Below are 22258 nucleotides of genomic sequence, written 5' to 3'. Positions count from 1 at the left end.
CGGTGGTTGAGGAAGGCGCGCAGCGCCTGTCTCGAAACCCCCGCAGCCCAACCGGGGCAGCAACCACGGCTCACTCACCTTCCACAGGGCGGGCTTCTCGCAGCCTTGTCCACACTCACCGGCCGACCAGGTGCAGACCACGTCCCCGCCTGCTGTGCTGGACCCGTGAGCATCCTCGAGACAGACACCGCCGGGCCCGCGATCCAGGTCGACGACCTGGACGCCGACCGGTTGCTGTCCCTGATCGAAGATTCAGAGACCCAGTCCCGCATCGCCGAGCGCCGCAAGCTCAGGTACGCCGCCCACTGGTGCCGCCTGCACCCGGCCGACGCCCCCGACGACGAGGAGGACGCCCCCATCGGCGGACCCGGCACACCCCCGGTGGCGGTGTTCGCCGCCGAACCCCTCGGCGCCGCCCTCCAATCGAGCACGTATGCCGCCCGGCAGCTCATGGCCGACGCCTGGAACCTCACCCACCGCCTCCCCCACATCTGGGCCCGGGTCGAGTCCCTCGACGTCCCCGCCTGGCGGGCCCGCCGCATCGCCCAGGCCACCGCCCACCTGTCCCAGGAAGTCGCCGCGACCGTCGACCGCGAGCTCGCCCCCCGCGCCGCCACCTGCGGGGCCGTCCTCATCGACCGCGCCATCGCGACCGCCACCGCCCAGGCCGACCCCGAGGCCCAACACAGCGACGAGACCGTGTCGAAGGACAGCTGGGAGGTCCGGATCTTCCACAGGCCCCCCACCGGCCCCGGCCGCTGGGCCGGCACCTCGATCCTCGAGATCACCGGCGACACCCTCGACCTCACCCGCATCCACGACCAACTGGTCAGGTCAGACGACCTCGGCGCCGCCATCCACGACCTCGCCACCGGATTCGGCAACGGGAAACCGGCCCGGACGAGGCTGTACCTCCACGCCGACCTCACCGACCTCGCCGACGACACCATCGGCACCGGCTCCGTAGAGCGCCTCGGCCCCCTGAGCACGGCCCGGATCAAGGACTGGGCCGGCCACTCCCACGTCACCGTCCTCCCCGTGCTGCGGATGGACCGCACCGACGCCGTCGACCGCCACGACCCACCCGCCTGGATGCGCGAGCTCGTCATCCTCCGCGACCAGCACTGCGTCTTCCCCTGGTGCCACACCGACGCCCGATCCTGCGACCTCGACCACGTCATCCCCTACCTGCCCATGGACAAGGGCGGACCACCCGGCCAGACCCACCCCGGCAACCTCGCCCCCCTGTGCCGACGACACCACCGCAACAAGACCCGAGACATCTGGACCTACACCCGCAACGAGGACGGCACCTACACCTGGACCAGCCCCCACCACCGCCGCTACGCCGTCACCCCACTCGGCACCTACCAGCTCGGGTGAGGCGAGGCGGCCCCGTCGCGTCCGGGAGCACTGCAGGTCTCGGATGCGTCGGACACAGCTCGCTCGGCCCGCACACACGCACCCGCGGATTGCTCTAGGCTGATCCCGCGGAAGGGCTGGCCGGGCGACCGCGTTGTCGTCTTCGGACGGCACCGAGGAAGGTCCGGGCTCCACAGGGCAAGGTGGTGGGTAACACCCACCCGGGGCAACCCGCGGGACAGTGCCACAGAGAACAGACCGCCTGCACCGAGCTTCGGCGAGGCGCAGGTAAGGGTGAAACGGTGGAGTAAGAGACCACCAGCGACCGGGGTGACCCGGCCGGCTCGGCAAACCCCACCTGGAGCAAGATCAAGAAGTCCCGTGCTTGCACGGGACGCGCGTGCGTTCGAGGGCGGCCCGCCCGAGTACGCGGGTAGATCGCTGGAGGGTGTCGGCAACGGCACTCGTAGATGGATGGTCGCCCCCCGGCTCGCCGGGGACAGAACCCGGCCTACAGGCCAGCCCTTCCGCTTCCGCCGCGCAGACCTCGACTCACGGACCGTGAGCCGTCACCGTGAAGGGGTGCGGCCTCGGTCCCTCGCGGGCAGGCCCGTCGCTCGACGAGCAACCCTGCTCCAGACCCCATCTGACTGCCTGAGAACGGCTGGAGACGCCGATCTTCGAGTAGGCGTTGCGGATGTAGGTCTTCACGGTGTTGATGCTCAGGGAGCGGCATGCGGCGATCTCGGCATTGGTCAGGCCGTCGACGATGAGGAGCAAGACCTCCGACTCGCGCGCAGTCAGCCCTGTCCGAGACGCGAACTCTCCGGTCCCGGGCACGGGCGTACCGACGCCGGTGTGCCCGCGACAGGCCACGACGTCCCCGCCGTGGATCGCGAGCACCGAGGCCAACAGATCCGCGGCGGACAGCCCCTTGAACAGGTAGCCCGCGGCGCCGAGCGCCAGCGCGCGATCGACTGCGTCGCTCTCGGCCACCCAGGAGAACACCACCACCCGAGCACTGGCCGTCCTCACCACGTCCGACAGGCCGGCCTCGCCACCGCGCGCCGGTCCGGACGGGTCGTAGAGGACGAGATCAGAATGCACTGCCGCGTCCTGGCTCCTCCGATCAACGACGCTCACCAGGCGTGAGTGGTCCACCAGCATGGCCGACACCCCTGCTACGACGAGGTCGTCCTCGTCGAGGATCGCCAGCTGGATCGGCCCAGATGAGGCCGCGTACGCACTCACCGCGCGCTCCGCGGGGCATGGAGCGTGCGCAGGCCGCTGCGGTGACCCCGGGAGTGGACGTCGCGCTCGAGACATCCCTCCGATGAACGCCTCCGACTCACGGCCCGGTGGTGGACGATCGTGAGGATCCACGTGATCACGCTGCCCTGAGCAGGGTCGAAACGGGCGCAGCGCGTCCAGACCTGGAGGTACGCCTCCTCGGCGACCTCCTCTGCCTGCACGGGGTTGCGGAGCACGCCCAGCGCCAGGCCGAGGACCAGCGGCGCCGTGGCGTCATAGATGGCGGCGAACGCCGCCTCGTCCCCGGCCGCTGACCGCTGCACCAGCACGGTCAGGTCGTCGCACGTCGACGAGACCGGATCCGCAGCGGTCCCACATCTGGCGGGGGCTGCCAGGGAACACGCGCGGACAGGACGGGTGGTGGTCATCGGGCGGGAATCCACTTCGGGCGTGGTGCGTGGATACGCGCTACCGGGGACCGGGGCAGCAGCGTGACGGTTGTGCTCCGTCAATGTACCCCTCCGGTCCGGCCGTACGCGTTCAGCGCAGCGCGTAGGTCGCCAGGGAGATGCCGATGTAGTGACTGGCGAAGGCGACGACCGTGAGGGAGTGGAAGACCTCGTGGAAGCCGAACCATCGCGGCCAGGGGTTGGGCCGCTGGAGCCCGTAGACCGCGCCACCGGCGACGTAGAGCGCGCCTCCGGCGCCGAGGAGCACGAGGGTCGGCACACCCGCGCCACCGAGGCGCGAGGCTCCGTCCAGCAGGCCGGGGAGGAAGAGGACGGCTCCCCACCCACAGGCGACGTAGATGGGTGGGGAGAGCCATCGCGGCGCATCGGGCCAGACGAACCTCGCCCCCACCCCGAGCACGGCGCTCGCCCAGACGATGATCAGCATCGTCGTCCGGTCCCGCCCGTCGAGCAGCAACAGCGCGTACGCCGTGCACGAGCCGGCGATCAGCACGAAGATGTTGCAGTGGTCGAGCCGGCGCAGCACCCGCCAAGTCGTGGGCGACCACGTGCCGCGGTGGTAGGCCGCCGAGACTCCGAACAGCAGGATGGCTGACAGCACGAAGATCGTCGAGCCCGCCCGGGTGACGGCGTCCGGCGAGAGCGCGACCAGCACCGCGCCGCCGGCCAGCGTCAGCGGGAGGATCCCGAGGTGCAGCCACCCACGCAGGTGAGGCTTGACGTCTGCGATGGACTCCAACAGCTGTTCGACGCGCGTTGTTCGCATGGCACGGACTCCAACGGCGACGCGCGGGTCCAGGGCGTGGCTTCAGGTGAGGGCTGATCTCACGATCAGCAGGTCTGGTGGTTCCTCCGACGGTACTACGGGCGTGTCTCGAGCCCGGCCAGCACGTCCTGGGCGACATCGACCAGGCGCTGGCGTGTGGACCGGGCGCGCGACCGCAGCAGGTCGAAGGCGTCCGAGGTGGAGATTCCGTCGGCCTGCGCGAGCGCGCCCTTGGCCTGCTCGATCACGATCCTGCTGTTCAACGCTCCTTGCAGCTGCTCGGTGAGCGTCTCGGCCTGGATGATGTGGCGCTCCTGCAGGATCGCGATCGTGGCGACGTCCGCCAGCGCCTGGACGACGCGGCTCTCGTCGTCCTCGAACCGCGAGTCCTCCGACCCGAAGAGGTTCAGCGCTCCGATGACCTGGTTCCGGAGTCTCATCGGGAACGCGTGCACGGACTGGAAGCCGGCCTCGAGGGCACGGGGGGCGAAGTTCGGCCACCGGTCGGCTGCATGCGCGAGGTCCGCGTTGATGACGGGTACGCCGCTGGTCAGGCACTCCAGGCACGGTCCTTCGTCATTCTGGAGCTGGAGGAGCTCGAGCATCTTGCCGGACTCGTTGCTCGCGGCCATGAACCGGACGCGTCCGCGGTGGTCGGAGAGCACCAGGCCGACGGCAGCGGCGCCGCTGACTGCGGCTGCCTTCGCCGTCAGGTTGTCGAGGAAGTCGACGACGTCGAACTCGTCGACCAGGGTGTCGGCAACCTCCACGAAGAAGTCGGCGAGGTCGGTCACGGAGATCACGGTGGGGCCTCCCATATCGTCGGTCTGAACTGTTGCATCGTTTCATCGACCGTCACGCGGTGGCATGGCCCGTCCCTCGACGATCTCGCGCGCCAGGGTCGTCAGGTCCCGTCCGGTGGCCCAGGCATGCGCCCGCATCCGGGCCAGCGCCTCAGGCAGGCTGATCCCGAGATCCACCATGACCATGCCTTGGGCCTGGTAGACGTAGGCATTGGTGTCGAGCGTGGCATCGAGGCCGGGGTCCAGTGCGTGACCGTCGCCAGGCATGGATCCGTCCAGCAGGTACTCCGTGGCGACCTCCGAGAAGATCAACGCTCTCTGCAGGCCCTCCGCGTCGAGACGGTGGCCTGTTCCGACGTAGAGGGTGAGGACGCCGAAGATGGTGGCGCCGACGTGCAGGGGAAAGGCGTACACGGCGCCGACGCCCGTCTCCGACACGGCCGGCACCCATCCCGGCCACCGCTGCAGGCCGGACCGCTCGATGTCTCCCACCAGCACCGGACGCCGGGACGTGAACGCGTCGCGGGTCGGGCCCTCCCCCAGGCCGAACTGGGCCTCCTCGATCCGCCGAGCGGTCTCGGACGAGACGGCCGAGACCGCGTGCGCCCCGACACCGGGCATCAGCGTCACCGTCGACCCGAGGAGGTCGAGATCCGCGCACACCGTCCGACACAGGCGCCCGAGTGCCTCCACGACGCCGCGCTCGTCGGCGCGCCGCTCATGACGGAGGAGCTCATCGATGCGGTGCCGCATCGACTGGAGGTCTGTCACGGGACCTGACTTCCGGACGGCGGTGACGTGGGACCGCGCGGCGCGGTCGCCGGACGACGTGGGTTCGTCGGCAGCCTAGCGGCAGGAGTCACTGGCGTACCGCTGCCGGAGGACTGCCCTCCCGGGCGGGACGTGGTCGGTGCCGGGCGGGGCCAGGGAGCGCGGCGGGTAGACGTGGACGGTGCTGGGCACGGTGGACCGCTCCGAGAGCCAGGCGCACGCGTGGGTGCCGGTGGCGGAGGTCGACGAGCTGCCGCTGCACCCGGCGTTCCGCACGGCGTGGGGCGCCGGCGACTCGGGGCTGCGGGCGTTCGTCGAGTCGGTCTAGAGCGTGAACTCGACCTTGCGCGCCGCCAGGTCGGCCGACGTGAGCGTGACCCGTACGTCGGTCCCGAGCGGGAGCCGTGCAGAGCTGACGACCCGCGCCTCCACGTCGGGGTCGTGGAGGACGACGACGCCGCGGCGTTCGTCCTTGTCGTCGACGTCGACGATGACGCCGTCGAACTCCTCGCCGACGCGCTCGTGCAGCACCCCGGCCTCGACCAGGTCCAGCACCGCTCGCTCGTAGGCGTGGGACCGCTGGCTCGAGGCCTGCAGCGTCTTCGGGATGCCGGGCAGCGCAGCGAGCACCCACGCGGGCACCTCGGTGCCGGCGCAGAGCGCCAGGCAGACCTCGCCGGCGTACCGGTCACCGAGCCGGCGCAGCGGCGCGGTGACGTGGGCGTACTCGGACGCGAGCGCGGCGTGCTGCGGGTCGGCGGGGATCTCGCCGTCGAAGGCGACGTACCCGCTGCCGCGCAGCAGCCGGGCGCAGGCGTTGACCATGGCCGCGTGGCTGGGTAGGGCGGGGTCGAGCGAGCGGATGAAGTCGGGGTAGAGCTGCTCGGCGGGCCAGTCGATCCGCAGCGCGTGGGCGGTGCGGTGCAGGCGCTGCACGTCGCGCGGGTCCGGCGGCGGCAGCGTGCGCAGCAGCCCGACCCGGGCGTAGACCATCAACGAGGCAGCGGCGAAGCCGGTGAGCAGCGAGATCTGCGCGTTCCAGCGCTCGACGGGCAGCTGCTCGCGGAACTCCAGGTGCCACCGCTCCCCCGCGATGTCGACCTCCTGCTCCGGCAGCGGCAGCGAGACGCCGCCGCGCGCCGCCTCCCGCGCCAGCCGCAGCTCGCCGACCTCGCGCAGGAGGAGCAGCGACTCCGAGGCCGACCCGTCGTCGAGCGACTGCTGGACCTCGTCGTAGGACAGCTTGGCGGTCGAGCGCACCCGCGCCCGCTCGACGTGGACGTCGGTCCGTTCGCCCTCGGCGGTGATCCGGATCGTCCAGAGGAGAGCCGGGCGGACCTGACCGGGCAGCAGCGACGCGGCGTCCTCGCTGAGGACCTTCGGGTGCAGGGGCACCTTGGAGTCCGCGCCGTACAGCGTCTCGCCGCGCTGGTGGGCCTCCACGTCGACGGCGTCGCCGGGCGTCACGAACGCGGCGACGTCGGCGATCGCGTAGCGCACCACGAACCCGTCGCCGTCGCGCTCCAGGTGGAGGGCCTGGTCGAGGTCGCGCGACTCCGGCGGGTCGATCGTCACGAACGGGACGTCGGTGCGGTCGAGGTCGGGCAGGCGGGGCGACCTGGCCGCAGCCGCGGCGACCTCCTCGACCTCGGCCGGGAAGTCGGGCGTGACCCCCAGCTCCGCCTGGATGGCGGTGATCCCGCTGCGCAACGCGGCGGCCGCCACGTCGTCATCGACGGTACGGACCCGGACGACGCGGTTGCTCGGCATACCGGCACGATAGGGCACCGTGTTGGTCCTGTTGCCGCCCAGTGAGGGCAAGTCGGCGCCGCGTCGCGGCAAACCCCTCGATCTGTCGACGCTCGACTTCCCCGTGCTGACCCCGGCCCGCGAGCGCGTGCTGGCCGCTCTGGTCGAGCTCTGCGACGGCGATCCGGAGGTCGCCGCGAAGACCCTGGGCATCGGCGGCACCCAGGGTGACCTCGTCGACCTGAACCGCCGGCTGCGTACGGCGCCGACCGCCCGCGCGGACCAGGTCTACTCGGGCGTGCTGTACGACGCCCTCGACGTCGCGACGCTCCCGCCCGCCGCGAAGCGCCGGGCGACGGCCCGGCTGGCGGTGACGTCGAGCCTCTTCGGGATGGTCCGGCCCACCGACCGGATCCCGGCGTACCGGCTCTCCGGCGACGCCACCCTCCCCGGGCTCGGCTCGGTCGCCGGGGTGTGGCGCGACAGCCTCGGCCCCGCGATGGCGGACGCGATCGGCGGCGGGCTGCTGGTCGACCTGCGCAGCGGCATGTACGCCGCGTTCTGGCGCCCGGTCGACGTGCGGGTGGCGACGGTCCGCGTGCTGCACGAGCACCAGGGCCAGCGGAAGGTGGTCAGCCACTTCAACAAGGCGACCAAGGGCCGGATCGTGCGGGCGCTGCTCGAGTCGGGCGCCGCGCCGCGCACGCCGGCGCAGCTCGCGGACGCCCTGCGCGACCTCGGCTGGGTCGTCGGGGTCGACGACGGCCGCCTCGACGTCGTGGTCAGCGAGGTCTAGTCACCACGAGCCGCCGGTGAACGCGTCGTTCCCGGGCGGCAGCGCGTTGTACATCCGCATCGAGGCACGGTCGTCGAAGTAGCTGAGCACCGTCACCGACGCCGGCGTGAGCTCCATCCGGTAGACCGCCTCGAGCGGCGCGTCGACGGCGTGCGCCACCAGCGTCTTGATCGGCGTCACGTGGCTGACCACGACGACGGTCTTGCCGGCGTGCGCCTCCTGGAGCCGGGCCAGCCCGTCGAGCACCCGCCGCTGCACGACCCGGAACGACTCGCCGCCCTCGGGCGCCACGTCGAGCGAGCCGAGCCATGCCTTCAGCTCCTCGGGGTACTTCTCCCCCACCTCGGCGAAGGTCATCCCGTCCCAGACCCCGAACTCCATCTCGGCGAAGCCGGGCTCGACCTCCACGGTCCGGCCCAGGGACTCGGCGAGGATCTCGGCCGACTCGAGGGTGCGGCGCACCGGGGAGGAGATGACGGCGTCGACCCGGTCGGCCAGCGGCCCCAGCCAGTCGGCGACCGCCCGGATCTGCGCCCGGCCCTCGTCGCTCAGGCCGGGGTTGGCGCTTGCCAGCCCGCCGGAGAAGCGCTTCTCCACGGTGTGCGGCGTCACCCCGTGCCGCACCAGCACCACGGTCGTCGAGGTGCCCCGGACCCCCCAGCCGCGGCTCTCCTTCTGGACGGTCGGCGGCTGCTCCTGCTCGATCTCCTCGATCAGGGACTCCCCCGCGACGGTGACGCCGCTGCGGATGCCGTCGAGGGCCTCGTTGGCGAGCCGGTCGGCGTGCTTGTTCTGCTCCCGCGGGACCCAGGTGTACGTCGTGCCGAACGGCGCCAGCCGGTTGGCCTCGCTCGCCAGCGGCCGCATGTCCGGGTGCTTGATCTTCCAGCGGCCGGACATCTGCTCGACGACGAGCTTGGAGTCCATCCGGACCTCGATGTCGGCCTCGGGAGCCAGCTCCTCGGCCATCCGCAGCCCGGCGATCAGGCCGGAGTACTCCGCGACGTTGTTGGTCGCGACCCCGATCGTGGTGCCGTCCTCGGCGATCACCTCGCCGGTGTCGGCGTCCTTGAGGACCGCGCCGTACGCCGCCGGCCCGGGGTTGCCGCGTGACCCGCCGTCGGCCTCGATGATGACGTGCCGAGCGGTCACAGGCCTGACTCGGGCGTGCGGACGAGGATCCGGGAGCACTCCTCGCAGCGGATCACCAGGTCCTCCGGCGCCTTGCGGATGACCTCGATCTCGGCCGCGTCGATGGTGATGTTGCAGCCGGCGCAGCGGCGCTGGCGCAGCTCGGCCGCGCCCACGCCCCGCCGGTTGGTGCGCAGCTTCTCGTAGAGCGCGAGCAGGTCCTCCGGGAAGCCCTCGACCAGCGGGGCGCGCCCGGCCAGGAGCTCGGCCAGCTCGGCCTCGATCTCGCTGCCGCGCTCGTCGCGGGTGGCGCGCAGCACGACCAGCCGCTCGTCGGCGGCGGCGATCTGGGCGACCAGGGAGTCGAGGGTGCGCTGGGCGTCCTCGAGGGTCGCCATCACCTCCAGCTCCTCGTCCTCCAAGGAGACGATCCGGCGCTGCAACGAGACCATCTCGTGCTGCATCCGCTCGATGTCCTTGGGGTTGCTGATCAGGCCCTGGTCGATGCGGTTCTGGTCGCGGGTGCGCCGGGTCTTGACCTGCTCGACGTCGGCGTCGATCTTCTTCTGCTCGACGGTGAGGTCGTCGACGGAGATGCGGGCGTCGCGCGCCTGGTTGTCGAGCTCGAGACGGCTCGCCTCCAGGGCGGCGATCTCGTCCAGCTCCGGCAGGCTCGCGAGCTGGTGCCTCAGCAGGTCGGCCCGGGCGTCGAGCTCCTGGATCTCGAGGAGCTTGAGCTGGGCGGAGGGATCGGCTTTCAGGGGGTGCTCCTCGATCAGGTGCGGAACTGCCAGGGGTCGGTCCGGGTGGTGCTCACCCGGGTCACCACCGTATCGCCCAGGGCCGCGCGCACCTTCGCCTCCACCACCGGGAGCCAGGTCCACTCGGCCGACCAGTGCGCCACGTCGACCAGCGCGGGGCCGTCCTTCTCCACGAACTCGGCCGCCGGATGGTGCCGGAGGTCGCTCGTCACGTACACGTCGGCGTCGGTGCCGAGCACCGTGTCGAGCAGGAAGTCGCCCGCGCCACCGCAGACGGCGACGCGGCGCACCGGCCGACGCGGATCGCCCGCCACTCGCACGCCCTGGGCCGTCTCGGGCAGCGCGGCCGCCACCGCGGCGGCGAAGTCGGCGAGCGTCGTCTCGGCGACCGAGCCGATGCGTCCGGTGCCGGTGGGGGTCGTGCCGGGATCGGCCAGCTCGACCACGTCGTACGCTGGCTCCTCGTAGGGATGGGCGGCCAGCATCGCCGTCACCACCGCCGTACGGCGCGAGCGCGGCAGCACGACCTCGATCCGGGCCTCGTCGACGACCTCGAGCCGTCCGGTCGCCCCGATCGTCGGGTTCGCGCCCTCGAGGGGCCGGAACCGGCCCTCGCCGGGCGTCGAGAACGACGCGTGGTCGTAGTCCCCGATCCGCCCGGCGCCGGCCTCGGCGAGCGCGGCGCGGAGCCGGTCGGCGTCACCGACCGGGACGTAGACGGTGAGCTTGTCGAGGTCCGGACCCGGCGCGGGCACGATCGGTGCGAGGTCGGTGAGCCCGAGCGCGAGCGCCAGGGCCTCCGAGACCCCGCCGGCCGCCTGGTCGGCGTTGGTGTGGGCGGTGAGCAGCGCGCACTCGGCCCCCGCGAGGGTGGCGAGGGTGCGCCCCTTGGGTGTGGTGGCCGCGAAGCCGTGCACGGGCGCGAGGAAGAGCGGGTGGTGGACGACGAGCAGGTCGGCACCCCAGTCGACCGCTTCTCGAGCCACCGTGGGCGTGGGGTCGACCGCGAACATCACCTTCTCGACGCGCGCCCCCGGATAGCCGTAGACCAGGCCGACGGCGTCCCACGACTCCGCGGTCGCGGGCGGGTACCACCCGTGCAGCAGGTCCATGACGTCCTTGAGTGCCGGCATGGCTGGAGGCTATCGGGGAGGATGGGTCCGTGGAGGGTGTGGTCGTGACAGCGCTGAACGTCGCGCCCTATCGGCACGCGGCCATGCAGCCGCGCCAGGAGATCGAGGTCGAGGCGCGGCACGGGATCGTGGGCGACCGCTTCCACGGCAGCCGGCACCGGCACGTGACCGTGCAGTCCGCCGACGACCTGGAGGAGGCGTCCGAGCGTGTCGGCGCCACGATCGCGGCGGCAGCGACGCGCCGCAACATCACGATCACGGGTCCCGTGCCCCGCGATCCGGGTGTGCGCCTGGAGATCGGCGAGGTGCTGCTCGAGGTGGTCCGGGTGGCCGCCCCCTGCCGGATCATGGAGAGCGCCGTCGGCCCGGGCGCCCAGGAGGCGCTGCGCCGCCGTGGTGGCTCGGTGTTCCGCGCCCTGACGACCGGCGTGATCCGGGTGGGCGACCCGGTCGTCACCGACGAGCCGGCGCTGCCGTTCTAGGCTCGACGCATGTCCGTCGTGAAGATCAACGCCATCTCCGTCCCCCCGCACGCCCACGAGGAGCTCGAGAAGCGCTTCGCCAACCGCGCGCACAGCGTCGACGGCACGCCCGGCTTCCTCGGCTTCCAGCTGCTCCGCCCGGTCAAGGGCGAGGACCGCTACTTCGTCGTCACCCAGTGGGAGGACGAGGAGTCGTTCGCCGCCTGGCGCGACGGCCCCGCCATCGCCGCCCACTCGGGCGAGCGCGCCCAACCGGTCTCGTCCGGCGCCGACCTGCTGGAGTTCGAGGTCGTGCTGGACGTGAAGAAGGCCTAGGGACTAGTTGACCTGCCGGTCGCGGCCCTCCCAGTAGGGCGCGCGCAGCTTGAACTTCTGCAGCTTGCCGGTCGCCGTACGGGCCAGCTCGTCGCGGAACTCGATCGACGTCGGTGCCTTGTAGCCGGCCGCCTTCTGCTTGCACCAGGCGATCAGCTCCTCCTCGGTCGCCGACTCGCCGTCGGCGAGCACGACCAGCGCCTTGATCGTCTCGCCCCACTTCTCGCTCGGGACCCCGATCACCGCGACCTCCGCCACGGCGGGGTGCGAGAAGAGCACGTCCTCGACCTCGATCGAGCTGACGTTCTCGCCGCCGGTGATGATCACGTCCTTCTTGCGGTCCGAGATCGTGAGGTAGCCGTCGTCGCCGATGGTGCCGCCGTCGCCGGTGTGGAACCAACCGCCCGCGAGCGCCCGCGCCGACTCCTCGGGCTGCTCCCAGTAGCCCTCGAGCACCACGTTGGAGCGGGCCAGCACCTCGCCGGCCGCCCCCGAATCGGGCCCAGCCTCGTCCTCGGAGATCGCCAGGCGTACGCCGAGCGCCGGCGCGCCGGCGCGGGTCAGGAGGCCGGCCCGCTCCTCGGTCGAGAGGTCGTCCCACTCCTGGCGGGCCCGGTTGATGGTCAGCAGTGGCGACGTCTCGGTGAGGCCGTAGATCTGGATGAACTCCCAGCCGAGCTCCTCCTCGACCCGGGCGACCGTCTTCGTCGGCGGCGGGGCGCCGGCCATGATGATGCGGACCTTGTCGCGGCCAGGGATCTCGCCCTCCCACGACTGGGCGGCCTCGAGCACGGCGGCCGCGACCGCGGGCGCCGCGCACATCACGGTCACCCCGTGGTCGCGCACCCGGCGCAGGATCTCGGCGCCGTCGATCTTGCGGATCACCACCTGCTTCACGCCGAGGCCGGTCATCGCGAACGGCATCCCCCAGCCGTTGGCGTGGAACATCGGCAGCGTGTGGAGGTACACGTCGCGGTCGCTGACCGTGGTGTGCATCGCGAAGGTGACCGCGTTCACCCAGATGTTGCGATGCGTGATCTGCACGCCCTTGGGCCGAGCGGTCGTGCCGGACGTGTAGTTGATGCACGCCGTCGCGTTCTCGTCCGGCTCCCACGGCCGCGGCTCCGCGTCCACGTCGAGGCTGCCCTCGTCGCCGAGGACGTACTTGAACTCGGCCTCGACGCCCTGGAGGGACTCCTCGAGCTCGGGGTCGATGAGCAGCACCCGGGCACCGGAGTGCTGGACGATGTACTGGATCTCGTCGGGGCGGAGCCGGAAGTTCACTGGCACGAGCACCCGGCCGTAGCCGCTGACGCCGAAGAACGACGTGAGCAGCCGAGCGCTGTTGTGGCTGACGATCGCGACCCGGTCACCGACCTCCAGGCCGAGGGCGTCGAGCTTGGCGGCCTGCCGCCGGGCCCGCGCGCCGATCTCGGCGTACGTCATCTCGCCGAGGGACGGGGCGGGCTGGTCGGGCTCGTCGACGACGCCGATCCGGTCGCCGTAGACCTGGACTGCGCGGTCGATGAAGTCGGAGACGCTGAACGGGACGATCATGCGGCCACTGTAGCCACGCCCGACCCGCCATGAGAGTCCTCTCATCCGCCTCTCACCCCCGGCCCACGATCAGGGAGGATCGTCGGTGCCATGAAGACCATCTGGAAGGTCCTGCTCGGGCTCGTGCTCGTCGTCCCCCTCGGGGCGTACGTCGCGGGTTCGCTCGCCGCGTCCGCGTCCGACGACCCCGCGCCGCGGCACACCATCCAGATCGACGAGCCCAGCCAGACGCCGACGACGCCGAGCACGACACCCAGCGCCCCGGTCAGCACGACCCCGGAGGACGACGACGTCGAGGTGATCACGCCCGACTACGACGACCTCGACGACGACCACGGCGGCGACCACGGCGGCGACCACGGCGGCGGCGGCGACAACAGCGGCCACGGCGGCGACGACAACAGCGGCCACGGCGGTGGCGACGACGACGGCTGAGTCACCCGCCCCACTGCCGAGGGCCCGACCGCACCGGTCGGGCGTCTCCGTCCGCGTGCGGATCACCGCGAGCGTCGCCCTGCTGGTCTTCGTCGGGCTGGCCGTGGCGGGGGTCGTCGTCTCCACGATCGAGTCGCACCGCCTCGACCAGCAGGTGGCGGACCAGGCGGACCAGGAGTTCTCCGAGCTGCGCCGGCTCCAGGGCGGGCGCCAGTTCGCCGGCCCCGAGGCGATGGTGCGGGCGTTCATGGCGAGCAACGTCCCCGACGACGACGAGCTGCTCATCGGCTGGTGGGACGACGACGTGCGCGCCCAGTTCCCCGAGTGGAACGCGATCTCGCGCAGCACCTGGCTGCCCGACGCCATTCGCCCGCTGCTCGCGTCGAACGGCACCACCCGTCTCGACTCGGAGTTCGGCGAGCTCGAGATCGCCGTGCAGGCCGTCCAGCAGGGCGACACCACCGGTGCGCTCGTCGTCGTGACCTTCCTCGACCGCGCCCGCGAGGGCCTCCACGAGACGATGCGCACCTACGCGATCGTCGCCGGCCTGGTCCTGCTGCTGGTGACCGCGATGGCGGCCTGGGTGTCCGGCCGCCTGCTCTCCCCGGTGCGCACCCTGCGCGAGACCGCCGACGAGATCGGCGAGACCGACCTGTCCCAGCGGCTCCCGGTCACGGGCAACGACGACCTCACCGCCCTGACCCGCACGTTCAACGGGATGCTCGACCGCCTGGAGGGCGCCTTCGTCGGCCAGCGGCAGTTCCTCGACGACGCCGGCCACGAGCTGAAGACACCGCTCACCGTCCTGCGCGGGCACCTGGAGCTGCTCGACACCGGCAACCCCGAAGAGATCGCCGAGACCCGCGAGCTGCTGCTCGACGAGACGGACCGGATGTCCCGGCTGGTCGGCGACCTGCTCCTGCTCGCGAAGAGCGACCGGCCCGACTTCCTCCGGCTCCGGCCGGTCGACCTCCAGCAGCTCACGGCCGACCTGGTCGCCAAGGCCCGCGGGCTCGGCGACCGGGAGTGGACCCTCGACGGCTCGGCCGACGCCAAGGTCCTCGCCGACGAGCAGCGCCTCACCCAGGCGGTGCTCCAGCTGGTCGACAACGCGGTCAAGCACACCCGCGACGGTGACGCGGTCGCGATCGGGTCGGCGTACGACGGGAGCGCCTTGCGGATGTGGGTCCGCGACACCGGCCCGGGCGTGCCGCCCGAAGATCGTGCGCACGTCTTTGAACGTTTCGGCCGCGCCGCCGTACCTCCTGGTGACGAGGGTTTCGGACTCGGCCTCTCGATCGTCGGTGCCATCGCGCGAGCGCACGGCGGCACCGTGACGGTCGAGGACGCCGATCCGCCGGGTGCCCGCTTCGTCATCACGTTGCCGAGCAGACCCCAGGAGGACCCGTGGCCCGCATCCTGATCGTCGAGGACGAGCAGCGGATCGCGTCGTTCGTGGCCAAGGGCCTGCGCGCCGACGGCCACCTCACGACCGCCGTCGCCGACGGGTACGACGGCCTCGACCGAGCGCTCAGCGGCGCCTTCGACCTGGTCGTCCTCGACATCGGGCTGCCCGGCATCGACGGCTTCGAGGTGCTCGACCGGCTCCGCGCGCAGGGCTCCACGGTGCCGGTGATCGTGCTGACCGCACGCGACTCGGTCGGCGACACGGTGTCGGCGCTCGAGGGTGGCGCCGACGACTACATGCCCAAGCCCTTCCGCTTCGCCGAGCTGCTGGCGCGGGTCCGGCTCCGCCTGCGGCAGGGCCACGAGTCGGCGGCGCAGCGCGAGGACGTGCTGCAGTCGGGCGGGGTGCGGCTCGACGTCCGCACCCGGCGCGCGGTCGTCGGTGAGAAGGAGGTCGACCTCTCCGCGCGGGAGTTCGCGCTCGCCGAGACCTTCATGGTCAACCCGGGTCAGGTCCTCTCCCGCGAGCAGCTGCTCGACCATGTCTGGGGCATGGACTTCGACCCGGGGTCCAACGTGGTCGACGTCTACGTCGGCTACCTGCGCAAGAAGTTCGGCGCCGACACGATCGCGACCGTGCGCGGGATGGGGTACCGGTTCAACCGGTGACCCCACCCCGCTGAGCCGGGGTCAGTCGTCGCTGCCGTGGTGGCCGTGGTGGCCGTGGCGACCGTGGTCGTCGTTGGCATCGTGGTTCGGACCGTCGTCGTTCCCGTGGCCGTGGTGGCCGTGGCGACCGTGGTCGTCGTTGGCATCGTGGTTCGGACCGTCGTCGTTGCCGTGGCGGTGCACCACGCTGCTCGACTGCGTGCTGTCGTCGGAGCCGTGGTCGGCGAACGCCGCCGGCGCCTGCCAGGCGACCAGAGCGGCGGTGGCCATTCCGGCCGTGGCGAGCGATCCGGTCGTCAGGAACTTCTTCATGTCGGTCTCCTCGTGTCGGTTTCAACTACGAGACGACTCTCGCGGCCCGCGGTGAGGTGACCGTGAGCCGCGGATGAGGGAGCTCTCACCTCACCGGCGCGAGTTACCGCCGCCAGGCGGTGAGCTTGCGCGACGGCGCGTCGGCTGCGGGCGACTCGGTCTGCTCCCAGACCCGGCGCCACTGGGAGACCTGCGGTCCAGTGGGGTCGGGGGTGGTGCCGGAGGCGGCCCGCCGCTTCGCGTCCCACCAGGTCGACTTGTCCTCGTCAAGGAGCGCGGCGACCGCGTCCTTGATGCGGGGGGCGAACTCGCGCACCGACTCGTCCGGCCCGGCGACGAGCGGCTCGCCGAAGCGGATCGTGAGCTGGCGCCGTCCGCGGGCGGGCCAGTTCTGGCCGCGCGGCATCGCCGCGAACGTGCCCCGGTGGGCGACCGGCACGACGGGCACGCCGTACTCCTTGGCCAGGTAGGCCGCACCCATCCGGAACTTGCCCATCCAGCCGTCGGTCGAGCGGGTGCCCTCCGGGAAGATCACCAGGCTCCAGCCGTCGGCGAGCACCTCGCCGGGCGTGGCTGCCATGACGCCGCCGCGCCGGTCGATGGGGAACGTGTTGAAGAGCAGCACCGAGCCGACCGCGCGCCACCAGGTGTCGAAGAAGTAGTCGGCCGCGGCCGCCACCGCCGTCCGGCGTCGCCACTCGTCGGGCAGCGACAGCAGGATCAGCGGGGTGTCCAGGTGGGACGCGTGGTTGGCCACGAAGATGACCGGACCCTCGACGCGCTCGAGGTTGTCGAGCCCCTCGACCTTCGCGCGCACCTGGGAGCGGAAGAGCGGCTCGAGGCCGACCTTCTGCACGACCTCGCGGGCCGCGATCGCCGGCCGGCGACGGGACCAGTCGGAGCGGAACACCGTCGACTTGTTGGCCGGCACCCACTCCTCGGCCGAGCGCGGCACCTGGCCGCGCCGCCCCCAGCGCCACCCGCGGGCGACCTGCTTGACGTCGGCGATGCCGCCCTTGACCAGACCGCCGTTCATTTCACGTGCGCCAGGAGGTGCGGGGGGTTGTGCAGGTAGGTGATCGACGGGCTGGAGCCGACGGTGCCGGACGCCATCTCCAGCGCGTCGGCCAACGTGGTCGCCGCGCGGAAGCCGAGCCGGGCCGCGACCTTGCGGTCCGCGCCGACCCAGATGACCTCGTCGACGTGGTCCATCGCGTGCGCCGCCCAGTACCACATGTAGAACGGGTGGACGCCGTGGTAGGCGTGCGAGGTGCGGTAGAGGTGGCGGTACCACGGGTCCTCGGCGAACTGCTGCTCGTACTTCTCGCCGACCACCGCGGGGTCGGTCGACTCGGCCAGCACCTCCTCGTAGAAGTCGACGTACGACGGGTGGTGCAGCTGGTTGAAGCCCTCGTTGAGCGGGTGGTAGAGGATCACCGCGCCGCCCTTGCGGACGACGGGCTGGCCGAGGTAGGAGTTGAAGTAGTAGCCCAGGCCCATGCAGGTGGCCAGGATCGGGTTGAGCGACGAGTTCACGTTGTAGGGCCCGACGTACGGGATGCCCATCACGAGCACGTCGGACTGGCCCTGCACCTCGACCAGGTGCTGCTGGTGCACCTTCTCCAGGGTCTTGGTGTGCACCGCCTCGACCTCGCCGGCGTTCACCCCGGTCAGGCCGTAGACCGAGCGGAGGTCGTGGAACATCTTGTGCTTGAGCTTCGCCGGGGCGACCGACAGCCCCCGGCGCATGCCGAGCATCGTGGCCTGGTCCTTGACCGACCACTCCCACTCGCGCTTCTGCAGGAAGTCGTAGGGCTTCGGGAAGATGTCGTTGTTGAGCGTGGTCTCGATCTGGAAGACCTTGACGGTGTCCTTGATGACCCGGCCGATCCGCCAGGCGGAGTGGTGCATCGCGGAGTGCTTGTGGTCCATGAACGACCGCGACTGCACCATCGTCTTGGCGTTGTGGTGGTGGCGCAGGGACTTGTACGACGCCAGCCCGATGCCCACCGACTTGTGGCCGCCGTCCATGGCCACCAGGTTGACGTTGACGTAGACCAGCAGGTCGGACTCCGCGGCCCGCTTGCTGATCTCGATGTCCTCGCCCTTCTCGGTGGTGCCGAGGTGGGAGAGGTTGTCGCGGTCCTCCGCGTCGAAGTTGTAGAGCTTGCCCTGGGGGTAGAACGAGCGGAAGACCCGCTCCCCCACGATGTGCTTGAGCTCCGCGGCCGTCATCCGCCGGTGCAGCGCGTTCGCCGCGATCAGCTCGACGTCGTCCACGCCCGCCTCGGCGGCCATCGTCAGGACGTGCTCGATGATCCGGCCCCGGATGTCGGGCGGGCGCATCGTCGGCAGCGGCAGCGAGATGTCGTCGAAGGCGATCGTCAGCTTCATCCCGGCGAACAGCAGCTCCGGGAGCGGGTCCATGTCCTGCGGGTGCAGCAGGGCGTCCTGGATCGCCTGGTCGACGTCCGGCACGGCCGGGAGCGACTCGGGCGGGTAGATGACGCGGGTGCCGAGCGGGAAGCTCTCGAGCCGGAAGCCCAGCCCCTCGTGGACGATCAGCGGCGGGGTGCGGTCGTCCACCTCGAGGACGAATCCGGGGCGACTCATGAGCTACTCCTGGGGTCGAAGGCCACCTTGACCGTGCCGAGACGGCCGGCGGAGTGGGCGTGGTCGAGCGCTTCACGCCAGCGGTGAAGGGGATAGCTGGCGACGTTCTTGGCGAGCTGCTGGACGGCGTCGGTCGCGGCCAGCTCGGTCGCGATCCGGAAGGACTCCTCGTGCTGGGACGAGGCGTAGGTGCCGACGACCTCCAGCTCCCGGAACCAGGCGGCGGAGAGGTCGGCGGCGGCCGGCATCCCGGAGAGGACGACGCGCCCACCGGCGCGGGTGGCGTGCAGGGCGGTCTCGAGCGACTGCTTGCTGCCGACCGCGTCGATCGCGACGTCGACACCACCGAGGAGGTACGGCGCGGAGAACTCCGGCTTCAGCTGGAAGGCGCCGGTCGAGCGGCGTACCCGCCGGAGCACCTCGCCGGGCGCGACCACCTCGGTCGCGCCGAACTCGCGGGCGAGCTCCTTCTGGTGGCCGTGCTTGGCGACCACGATGATCTCGCCGGCGCCGGTGAGCTGGCGCAGGGCGAGCGTGGCGAAGAGCCCGACCGATCCGGCGCCGCTGACCAGCACCCGGTCGTTGCTGGTGACGCCGGCCCGGAGTGCGGTGTGCACGGCGCACGCCAGCGGCTCGATCAGGATCGCCTGCTCGTCGGAGAAGCCCTCCGGCACCGGGTGCAGCTGGCTGCGGTGGGCGGTCAGCTGCTGGCCCCACCCGCCGCCGGTGTCCTTGCAGAAGCCGGTCTGGAGGCCGGGCGAGAGGTGGCCGACGGTGATCCGCGAGCACCGGTTGGTCGCCCCGGTCGCGCAGGCGTCACACGGCTCGACGCCGCGGGCCGCGCAGGTGAGGACGGGGTCGACGACGACGCGGGTGCCGGCCGGCAGGTCCTCGCAGTCGTCGAGCAGCTCGGCGACGACCTCGTGGCCGGGCACGAACGGCAGCGAGACCACCGCGGAGAAGTAGAGGCTGGTCTTGCCGGACAGCGCGCCCAGGTCGGAGCCGCAGATCCCGGACAGCCGGGTCTTGAGCCGGGCCCAGCCGGGCCGGTCCACCTTCGGCTCGCTGATCGTCACCAGCCGCAGCGGGGCCGCGAACCCGGACAGGATGCCGGGCATCCGGCCGCCGACGACGCGGCCGGCGGCGGTGCGCGGCACCGACCGGAACATCTCCAGCGCGAGCATCATGCGAGACCACCTGCGGGGTTGAGGGAGCGGGTGGAGGACGTCGACGACGACCAGTCGACGATGGTCCAGCGCGCCTTGCGGGCGTGCCGGAAGAGCGGCACGTCCGGGCGGACGGCGACCGGGTTGCCCACCGCCGCGAGCAGCGGCAGGTCGGAGTGCGAGTCGGCGTAGCCGAACGACTGCTTGAGGTCGATCCCGTTGTCCGCCGCGTAGGACTCCATCCAGGCGGCCCGCGACTCCCCCACCAGCGGCGAGGACGCGAGGTAGCCGGTGCAGATCCCGCGGTCGTCGACGGCGAGCTCCGCGGCCTCGATGTGGTCGAAGAGCGGCAGCAGCGGACGGGTCAGCGGACGCACGGCGCCGGTGATCAGGATCGTCTGGTGTCCCGCGGCGCGGTGCTCGCGGATCCGGCGTACGGCGGACGGCGAGAGCCGGGCCAGCACGTGGTCGGTGAGGTGCTCGTCGGCGATCGCGTCGAGGTCGGCCAGCCGGGCGCCGGCGTACTCCCGGTAGACCGAGCGCAGGAAGGCGCTCCGCTCGCGCCGCTCGGCCTGGAGCAGGCTCGGCACCTTGGCCGCGATCCGGCTCAGCTCGGCGAACCGCTCGGTGCCGGACAGCTCACGCAGCCGCAGCCACAGGTAGGTCTCGATCACGTTCGACGACAGGAGCGTGCCGTCCATGTCGAAGAACGCCGCGACGCCGGGCTTCTCGGCGAGCGCCTTCTGGGCGCCGGCGACCGGCCGCTTGCGGGCGGCGCGGACCTCGTCGAGGCGCCGGATCGGCGCGGTGACGGCCGGGCAGTGGATGTCTTGGAGGTAGACCTTCCAGTCGACGACCGCGGTGTCGAAGGCGAACCTCTCCTGGTCGGCCTCCGACAGGGACCGGAAGAGCTCGAGCGTGTGGCCGTCGGAGAACTGCAGCTCGGCCTGGGCGTACTCCTGGTACAGGCCGAGGTAGCGGCGCAGGAACTCGAGTCGCCGGCCCTGCTGGTCGAGCTTGCGGGCCAGGTCACGCGTCCGGTCGCTGCGCGGCGCGTGGCCGATGACGTAGTCGGCCACCTTGAAGGCCCGCTCGCTGGTGCTGAGCAGCCGCTCCACGGACTGCGAGCCCGGGAAGCGCCACTCGGGCAGCCGGGTCGCGCCGCGGTCGCCGGCGATGAACGGGTGGTCGTCGAAGTAGGCGCGCACGTTCTGGTAGAGCTCCCCGAAGGTGAGCGGGTTGCGGTCGCCCGAGGAGACGTGGAAGTACGCCGGGGTGCCGACCTCCGGCGGGTGCGCGAGCACCGCGACGATGGCGGCCACCACGTGGTCCACCGGCACGATGTCGACGATCGAGTCGGCCGCTCCCGGCATCTCGGGCAGCTCACCGCGGCCGTACGCCAGGATCAGCGGCTCGGCCATCTTGAAGCCCTCGATCCAGCCCGGGTAGGGCCGCTCGAGCGCGGACTCGATGATGCTGGGCCGCACGATCGAGGCCCGGTTGGTCAGCGCGTGCTCCTCGACGACGCGCTCGCCGAGGGCCTTGGTGAACGTGTAGCAGTCGGTCCAGCCGAGGCTGCGGGCCCGCTCGGTGCCGATCCGGACCAGCTCGTCCTTGACCCACTGCTTGCGGGCCTCCTCGGTCGCGTTCGCGGCCGTGAGCAGGCCCGCGCGGCTGTGGTCCTTCTCGGCCTTCTTGCGCTCGGTGGTGAGGATCTCGGTGCCGCGCGAGCGGTGCTCGATCGCCTGCCGCTGGCCCAGGCCCCAGGCGAGCTCGGCCTCGAGGTCGACGACCTGCGGCACGGGCCCCTCGGGGATGCTGCCGCGCCGGCGGCCCGCGACGTACGCCGTCGAGATGTGCACGTAGTGGATGTGCGGACCCGCCTCGCGCACGCGGGCCAGCAGCTCGCGGACGCCGAGCACGTTGGTGCGGAAGCCCTCGTCGACCGGCGGGTCGAAGGAGACGTCGCCGGCGCAGTGCACGACGGCGTCGAGGTCCGTGGGCAGCTCGGGAGTGTCGGCGAGGTCGCCCTCGAGCACGCCCACGCGGGCGGCCATCAGCGCCTCGAGGCCGCCGGCGGCCTCGACCACCTCGGCGAACGGCGGCTTCTTCAGCAGCGCCGCGGTCCGGCTGGCGGCGCTCGTCGAGCCCTTGGGCCGGACCAGCACGGTGACCCGGACACCGGGCACCTCGCTCAGCATCAGGTGGAGCAGCGCCTCACCGACGAAGCCCGTGACTCCGGTGAGCAGGACGTGCTGGCCCTCGAGCTGTTGGGCTACCGATCGCTCCGTCACCCGTCGGATTGTGCC

At 71.7% G+C, this 22258-nt stretch carries 23 protein-coding genes and 1 other RNA gene; 9 read left to right on the top strand and 15 right to left on the bottom strand.

The genetic code is table 11. The features are described from left to right. The first annotated feature begins 165 nt into the window (after positions 1-165). Together PD653B2_RS19350 and rnpB are read left to right on the top strand one after the other, a co-directional pair. Positions 166-1383: an HNH endonuclease signature motif containing protein gene (locus PD653B2_RS19350; protein ID WP_085874048.1), complete on the top strand. Its 1218-nt coding sequence runs from the start codon at positions 166-168 to the stop codon at positions 1381-1383. Positions 1384-1495: 112 nt separating this feature from the next. Further along, positions 1496-1892: RNase P RNA component class A (gene rnpB / locus PD653B2_RS19345), an RNA gene on the top strand. A gap of 22 nt (positions 1893-1914) precedes the next feature. Here rnpB and PD653B2_RS19340 read toward each other — a convergent pair. From PD653B2_RS19340 to PD653B2_RS19320, 5 genes are all read right to left on the bottom strand, one after another. Beyond that, a complete protein-coding gene (locus tag PD653B2_RS19340) occupies positions 1915-2613 on the bottom strand; it encodes a helix-turn-helix transcriptional regulator (RefSeq protein WP_085874047.1) in 699 nt (232 codons plus the stop codon). Then, a complete protein-coding gene (locus PD653B2_RS19335) occupies positions 2610-2942 on the bottom strand; it encodes a sigma factor (RefSeq protein WP_165763547.1) in 333 nt (110 codons plus the stop codon). The genes PD653B2_RS19340 and PD653B2_RS19335 overlap by 4 nt, the downstream gene beginning before the upstream one ends. Before the next feature lie 211 nt (positions 2943-3153). Beyond that, positions 3154-3849, bottom strand: coding sequence for a PAQR family membrane homeostasis protein TrhA (gene trhA, locus PD653B2_RS19330; protein WP_085874045.1), 696 nt, complete (start codon positions 3847-3849; stop codon positions 3154-3156). Positions 3850-3944: 95 nt separating this feature from the next. Then, positions 3945-4643 carry an ANTAR domain-containing response regulator gene (locus PD653B2_RS19325; RefSeq protein WP_242665352.1) on the bottom strand — a complete coding sequence of 233 codons (699 nt, stop codon included), beginning with the start codon at positions 4641-4643 and terminating at the stop codon, positions 3945-3947. A 51-nt stretch (positions 4644-4694) separates the two neighbouring features. Continuing rightward, positions 4695-5423, bottom strand: coding sequence for a GAF and ANTAR domain-containing protein (locus PD653B2_RS19320; protein WP_085874044.1), 729 nt, complete (start codon positions 5421-5423; stop codon positions 4695-4697). Between the two features lie 181 nt (positions 5424-5604). Here PD653B2_RS19320 and PD653B2_RS25160 point away from each other — a divergent pair, with 181 nt between their 5' ends. Further along, on the top strand, positions 5605-5751 hold the full coding sequence (locus PD653B2_RS25160) for a hypothetical protein (protein ID WP_165763546.1): 147 nt from the start codon (positions 5605-5607) through the stop codon (positions 5749-5751). Here the strand turns inward: PD653B2_RS25160 and PD653B2_RS19315 are convergent. Next, positions 5748-7193 carry an RNB domain-containing ribonuclease gene (locus PD653B2_RS19315; RefSeq protein WP_085874043.1) on the bottom strand — a complete coding sequence of 482 codons (1446 nt, stop codon included), beginning with the start codon at positions 7191-7193 and terminating at the stop codon, positions 5748-5750. The genes PD653B2_RS25160 and PD653B2_RS19315 overlap by 4 nt on opposite strands. 19 nt (positions 7194-7212) lie before the next feature. Between PD653B2_RS19315 and yaaA the strand changes: the two genes are divergently transcribed. Beyond that, on the top strand, positions 7213-7968 hold the full coding sequence (yaaA, locus tag PD653B2_RS19310) for a peroxide stress protein YaaA (RefSeq protein WP_085874042.1): 756 nt from the start codon (positions 7213-7215) through the stop codon (positions 7966-7968). Here the strand turns inward: yaaA and PD653B2_RS19305 are convergent, their stop codons facing one another. The 3 genes from PD653B2_RS19305 to PD653B2_RS19295 are packed head-to-tail and all read right to left on the bottom strand — an operon-like array spanning position 7969 to position 10993. Next, positions 7969-9120, bottom strand: a complete 1152-nt coding sequence (locus tag PD653B2_RS19305; protein WP_085874041.1) for a bifunctional RNase H/acid phosphatase — start codon at positions 9118-9120, stop codon at positions 7969-7971. Next, on the bottom strand, positions 9117-9983 hold the full coding sequence (locus PD653B2_RS19300; RefSeq protein ID WP_242665351.1) for a zinc ribbon domain-containing protein: 867 nt from the start codon (positions 9981-9983) through the stop codon (positions 9117-9119). The genes PD653B2_RS19305 and PD653B2_RS19300 overlap by 4 nt, the downstream gene beginning before the upstream one ends. Then, positions 9875-10993 (bottom strand): Nif3-like dinuclear metal center hexameric protein, encoded by a 1119-nt coding sequence (locus PD653B2_RS19295; RefSeq protein WP_085874040.1) that lies wholly within the window; start codon positions 10991-10993, stop codon positions 9875-9877. The genes PD653B2_RS19300 and PD653B2_RS19295 overlap by 109 nt, the downstream gene beginning before the upstream one ends. 44 nt (positions 10994-11037) lie before the next feature. Here PD653B2_RS19295 and PD653B2_RS19290 point away from each other — a divergent pair, with 44 nt between their 5' ends. Together PD653B2_RS19290 and PD653B2_RS19285 are read left to right on the top strand one after the other, a co-directional pair. Then, positions 11038-11475 carry an MOSC domain-containing protein gene (locus PD653B2_RS19290; RefSeq protein ID WP_207559491.1) on the top strand — a complete coding sequence of 146 codons (438 nt, stop codon included), beginning with the start codon at positions 11038-11040 and terminating at the stop codon, positions 11473-11475. A 9-nt stretch (positions 11476-11484) separates the two neighbouring features. Continuing rightward, a complete protein-coding gene (locus PD653B2_RS19285; RefSeq protein ID WP_085874039.1) occupies positions 11485-11790 on the top strand; it encodes an antibiotic biosynthesis monooxygenase family protein in 306 nt (101 codons plus the stop codon). A 3-nt stretch (positions 11791-11793) separates the two neighbouring features. On the opposite strand, the gene PD653B2_RS19280 is transcribed toward PD653B2_RS19285, so the two are convergent. Then, on the bottom strand, positions 11794-13347 hold the full coding sequence (locus PD653B2_RS19280) for an AMP-binding protein (RefSeq protein ID WP_085874038.1): 1554 nt from the start codon (positions 13345-13347) through the stop codon (positions 11794-11796). A gap of 90 nt (positions 13348-13437) precedes the next feature. On the opposite strand from PD653B2_RS19280, the gene PD653B2_RS19275 reads away from it, so the two are divergent. Genes PD653B2_RS19275 through PD653B2_RS19265 form a run of 3 tightly spaced genes read left to right on the top strand, consistent with a single transcriptional unit; the run spans position 13438 to position 15858 of the window. Further along, positions 13438-13782 carry a hypothetical protein gene (locus PD653B2_RS19275; protein ID WP_085874037.1) on the top strand — a complete coding sequence of 115 codons (345 nt, stop codon included), beginning with the start codon at positions 13438-13440 and terminating at the stop codon, positions 13780-13782. A 55-nt stretch (positions 13783-13837) separates the two neighbouring features. Beyond that, complete coding sequence (locus PD653B2_RS19270; RefSeq protein WP_242665350.1) at positions 13838-15205, top strand: sensor histidine kinase; 1368 nt, start codon at positions 13838-13840, stop codon at positions 15203-15205. Further along, a complete protein-coding gene (locus PD653B2_RS19265; protein WP_085874035.1) occupies positions 15190-15858 on the top strand; it encodes a response regulator transcription factor in 669 nt (222 codons plus the stop codon). Before PD653B2_RS19270 ends, PD653B2_RS19265 begins: the two co-directional genes overlap by 16 nt. Before the next feature lie 21 nt (positions 15859-15879). On the opposite strand, the gene PD653B2_RS19260 is transcribed toward PD653B2_RS19265, so the two are convergent. The 5 genes from PD653B2_RS19260 to PD653B2_RS19240 all read right to left on the bottom strand — a co-directional run bounded on the left by PD653B2_RS19260 (position 15880) and on the right by PD653B2_RS19240 (position 22243). Beyond that, positions 15880-16170 (bottom strand): hypothetical protein, encoded by a 291-nt coding sequence (locus PD653B2_RS19260; RefSeq protein WP_085874034.1) that lies wholly within the window; start codon positions 16168-16170, stop codon positions 15880-15882. A 103-nt stretch (positions 16171-16273) separates the two neighbouring features. Beyond that, complete coding sequence (locus PD653B2_RS19255) at positions 16274-17206, bottom strand: lysophospholipid acyltransferase family protein (protein WP_085874033.1); 933 nt, start codon at positions 17204-17206, stop codon at positions 16274-16276. Next, the gene (locus PD653B2_RS19250) at positions 17203-18783 is read right to left on the bottom strand and encodes a lactate racemase domain-containing protein (RefSeq protein WP_085874032.1); all 1581 of its coding nucleotides are present in this window, start codon (positions 18781-18783) and stop codon (positions 17203-17205) included. Before PD653B2_RS19250 ends, PD653B2_RS19255 begins: the two co-directional genes overlap by 4 nt. Further along, entirely contained in the window at positions 18780-19970 is a 1191-nt protein-coding gene (locus PD653B2_RS19245) for a zinc-dependent alcohol dehydrogenase (protein WP_085874031.1), read from the bottom strand. The genes PD653B2_RS19250 and PD653B2_RS19245 overlap by 4 nt, the downstream gene beginning before the upstream one ends. Then, the gene (locus PD653B2_RS19240; RefSeq protein ID WP_085874030.1) at positions 19967-22243 is read right to left on the bottom strand and encodes an HAD-IB family hydrolase; all 2277 of its coding nucleotides are present in this window, start codon (positions 22241-22243) and stop codon (positions 19967-19969) included. The genes PD653B2_RS19245 and PD653B2_RS19240 overlap by 4 nt, the downstream gene beginning before the upstream one ends. Positions 22244-22258: the final 15 nt, after the last annotated feature.

The sequence above is a fragment of the Nocardioides sp. PD653-B2 genome, assembly GCF_002117935.1.
In the GTDB taxonomy this organism is placed as follows: Bacteria; Actinomycetota; Actinomycetes; order Propionibacteriales; family Nocardioidaceae; genus Nocardioides.
The sequence above is the reverse complement of the archived record's forward strand: the minus strand, read 5'-3'. Positions and strand labels throughout refer to the sequence as shown.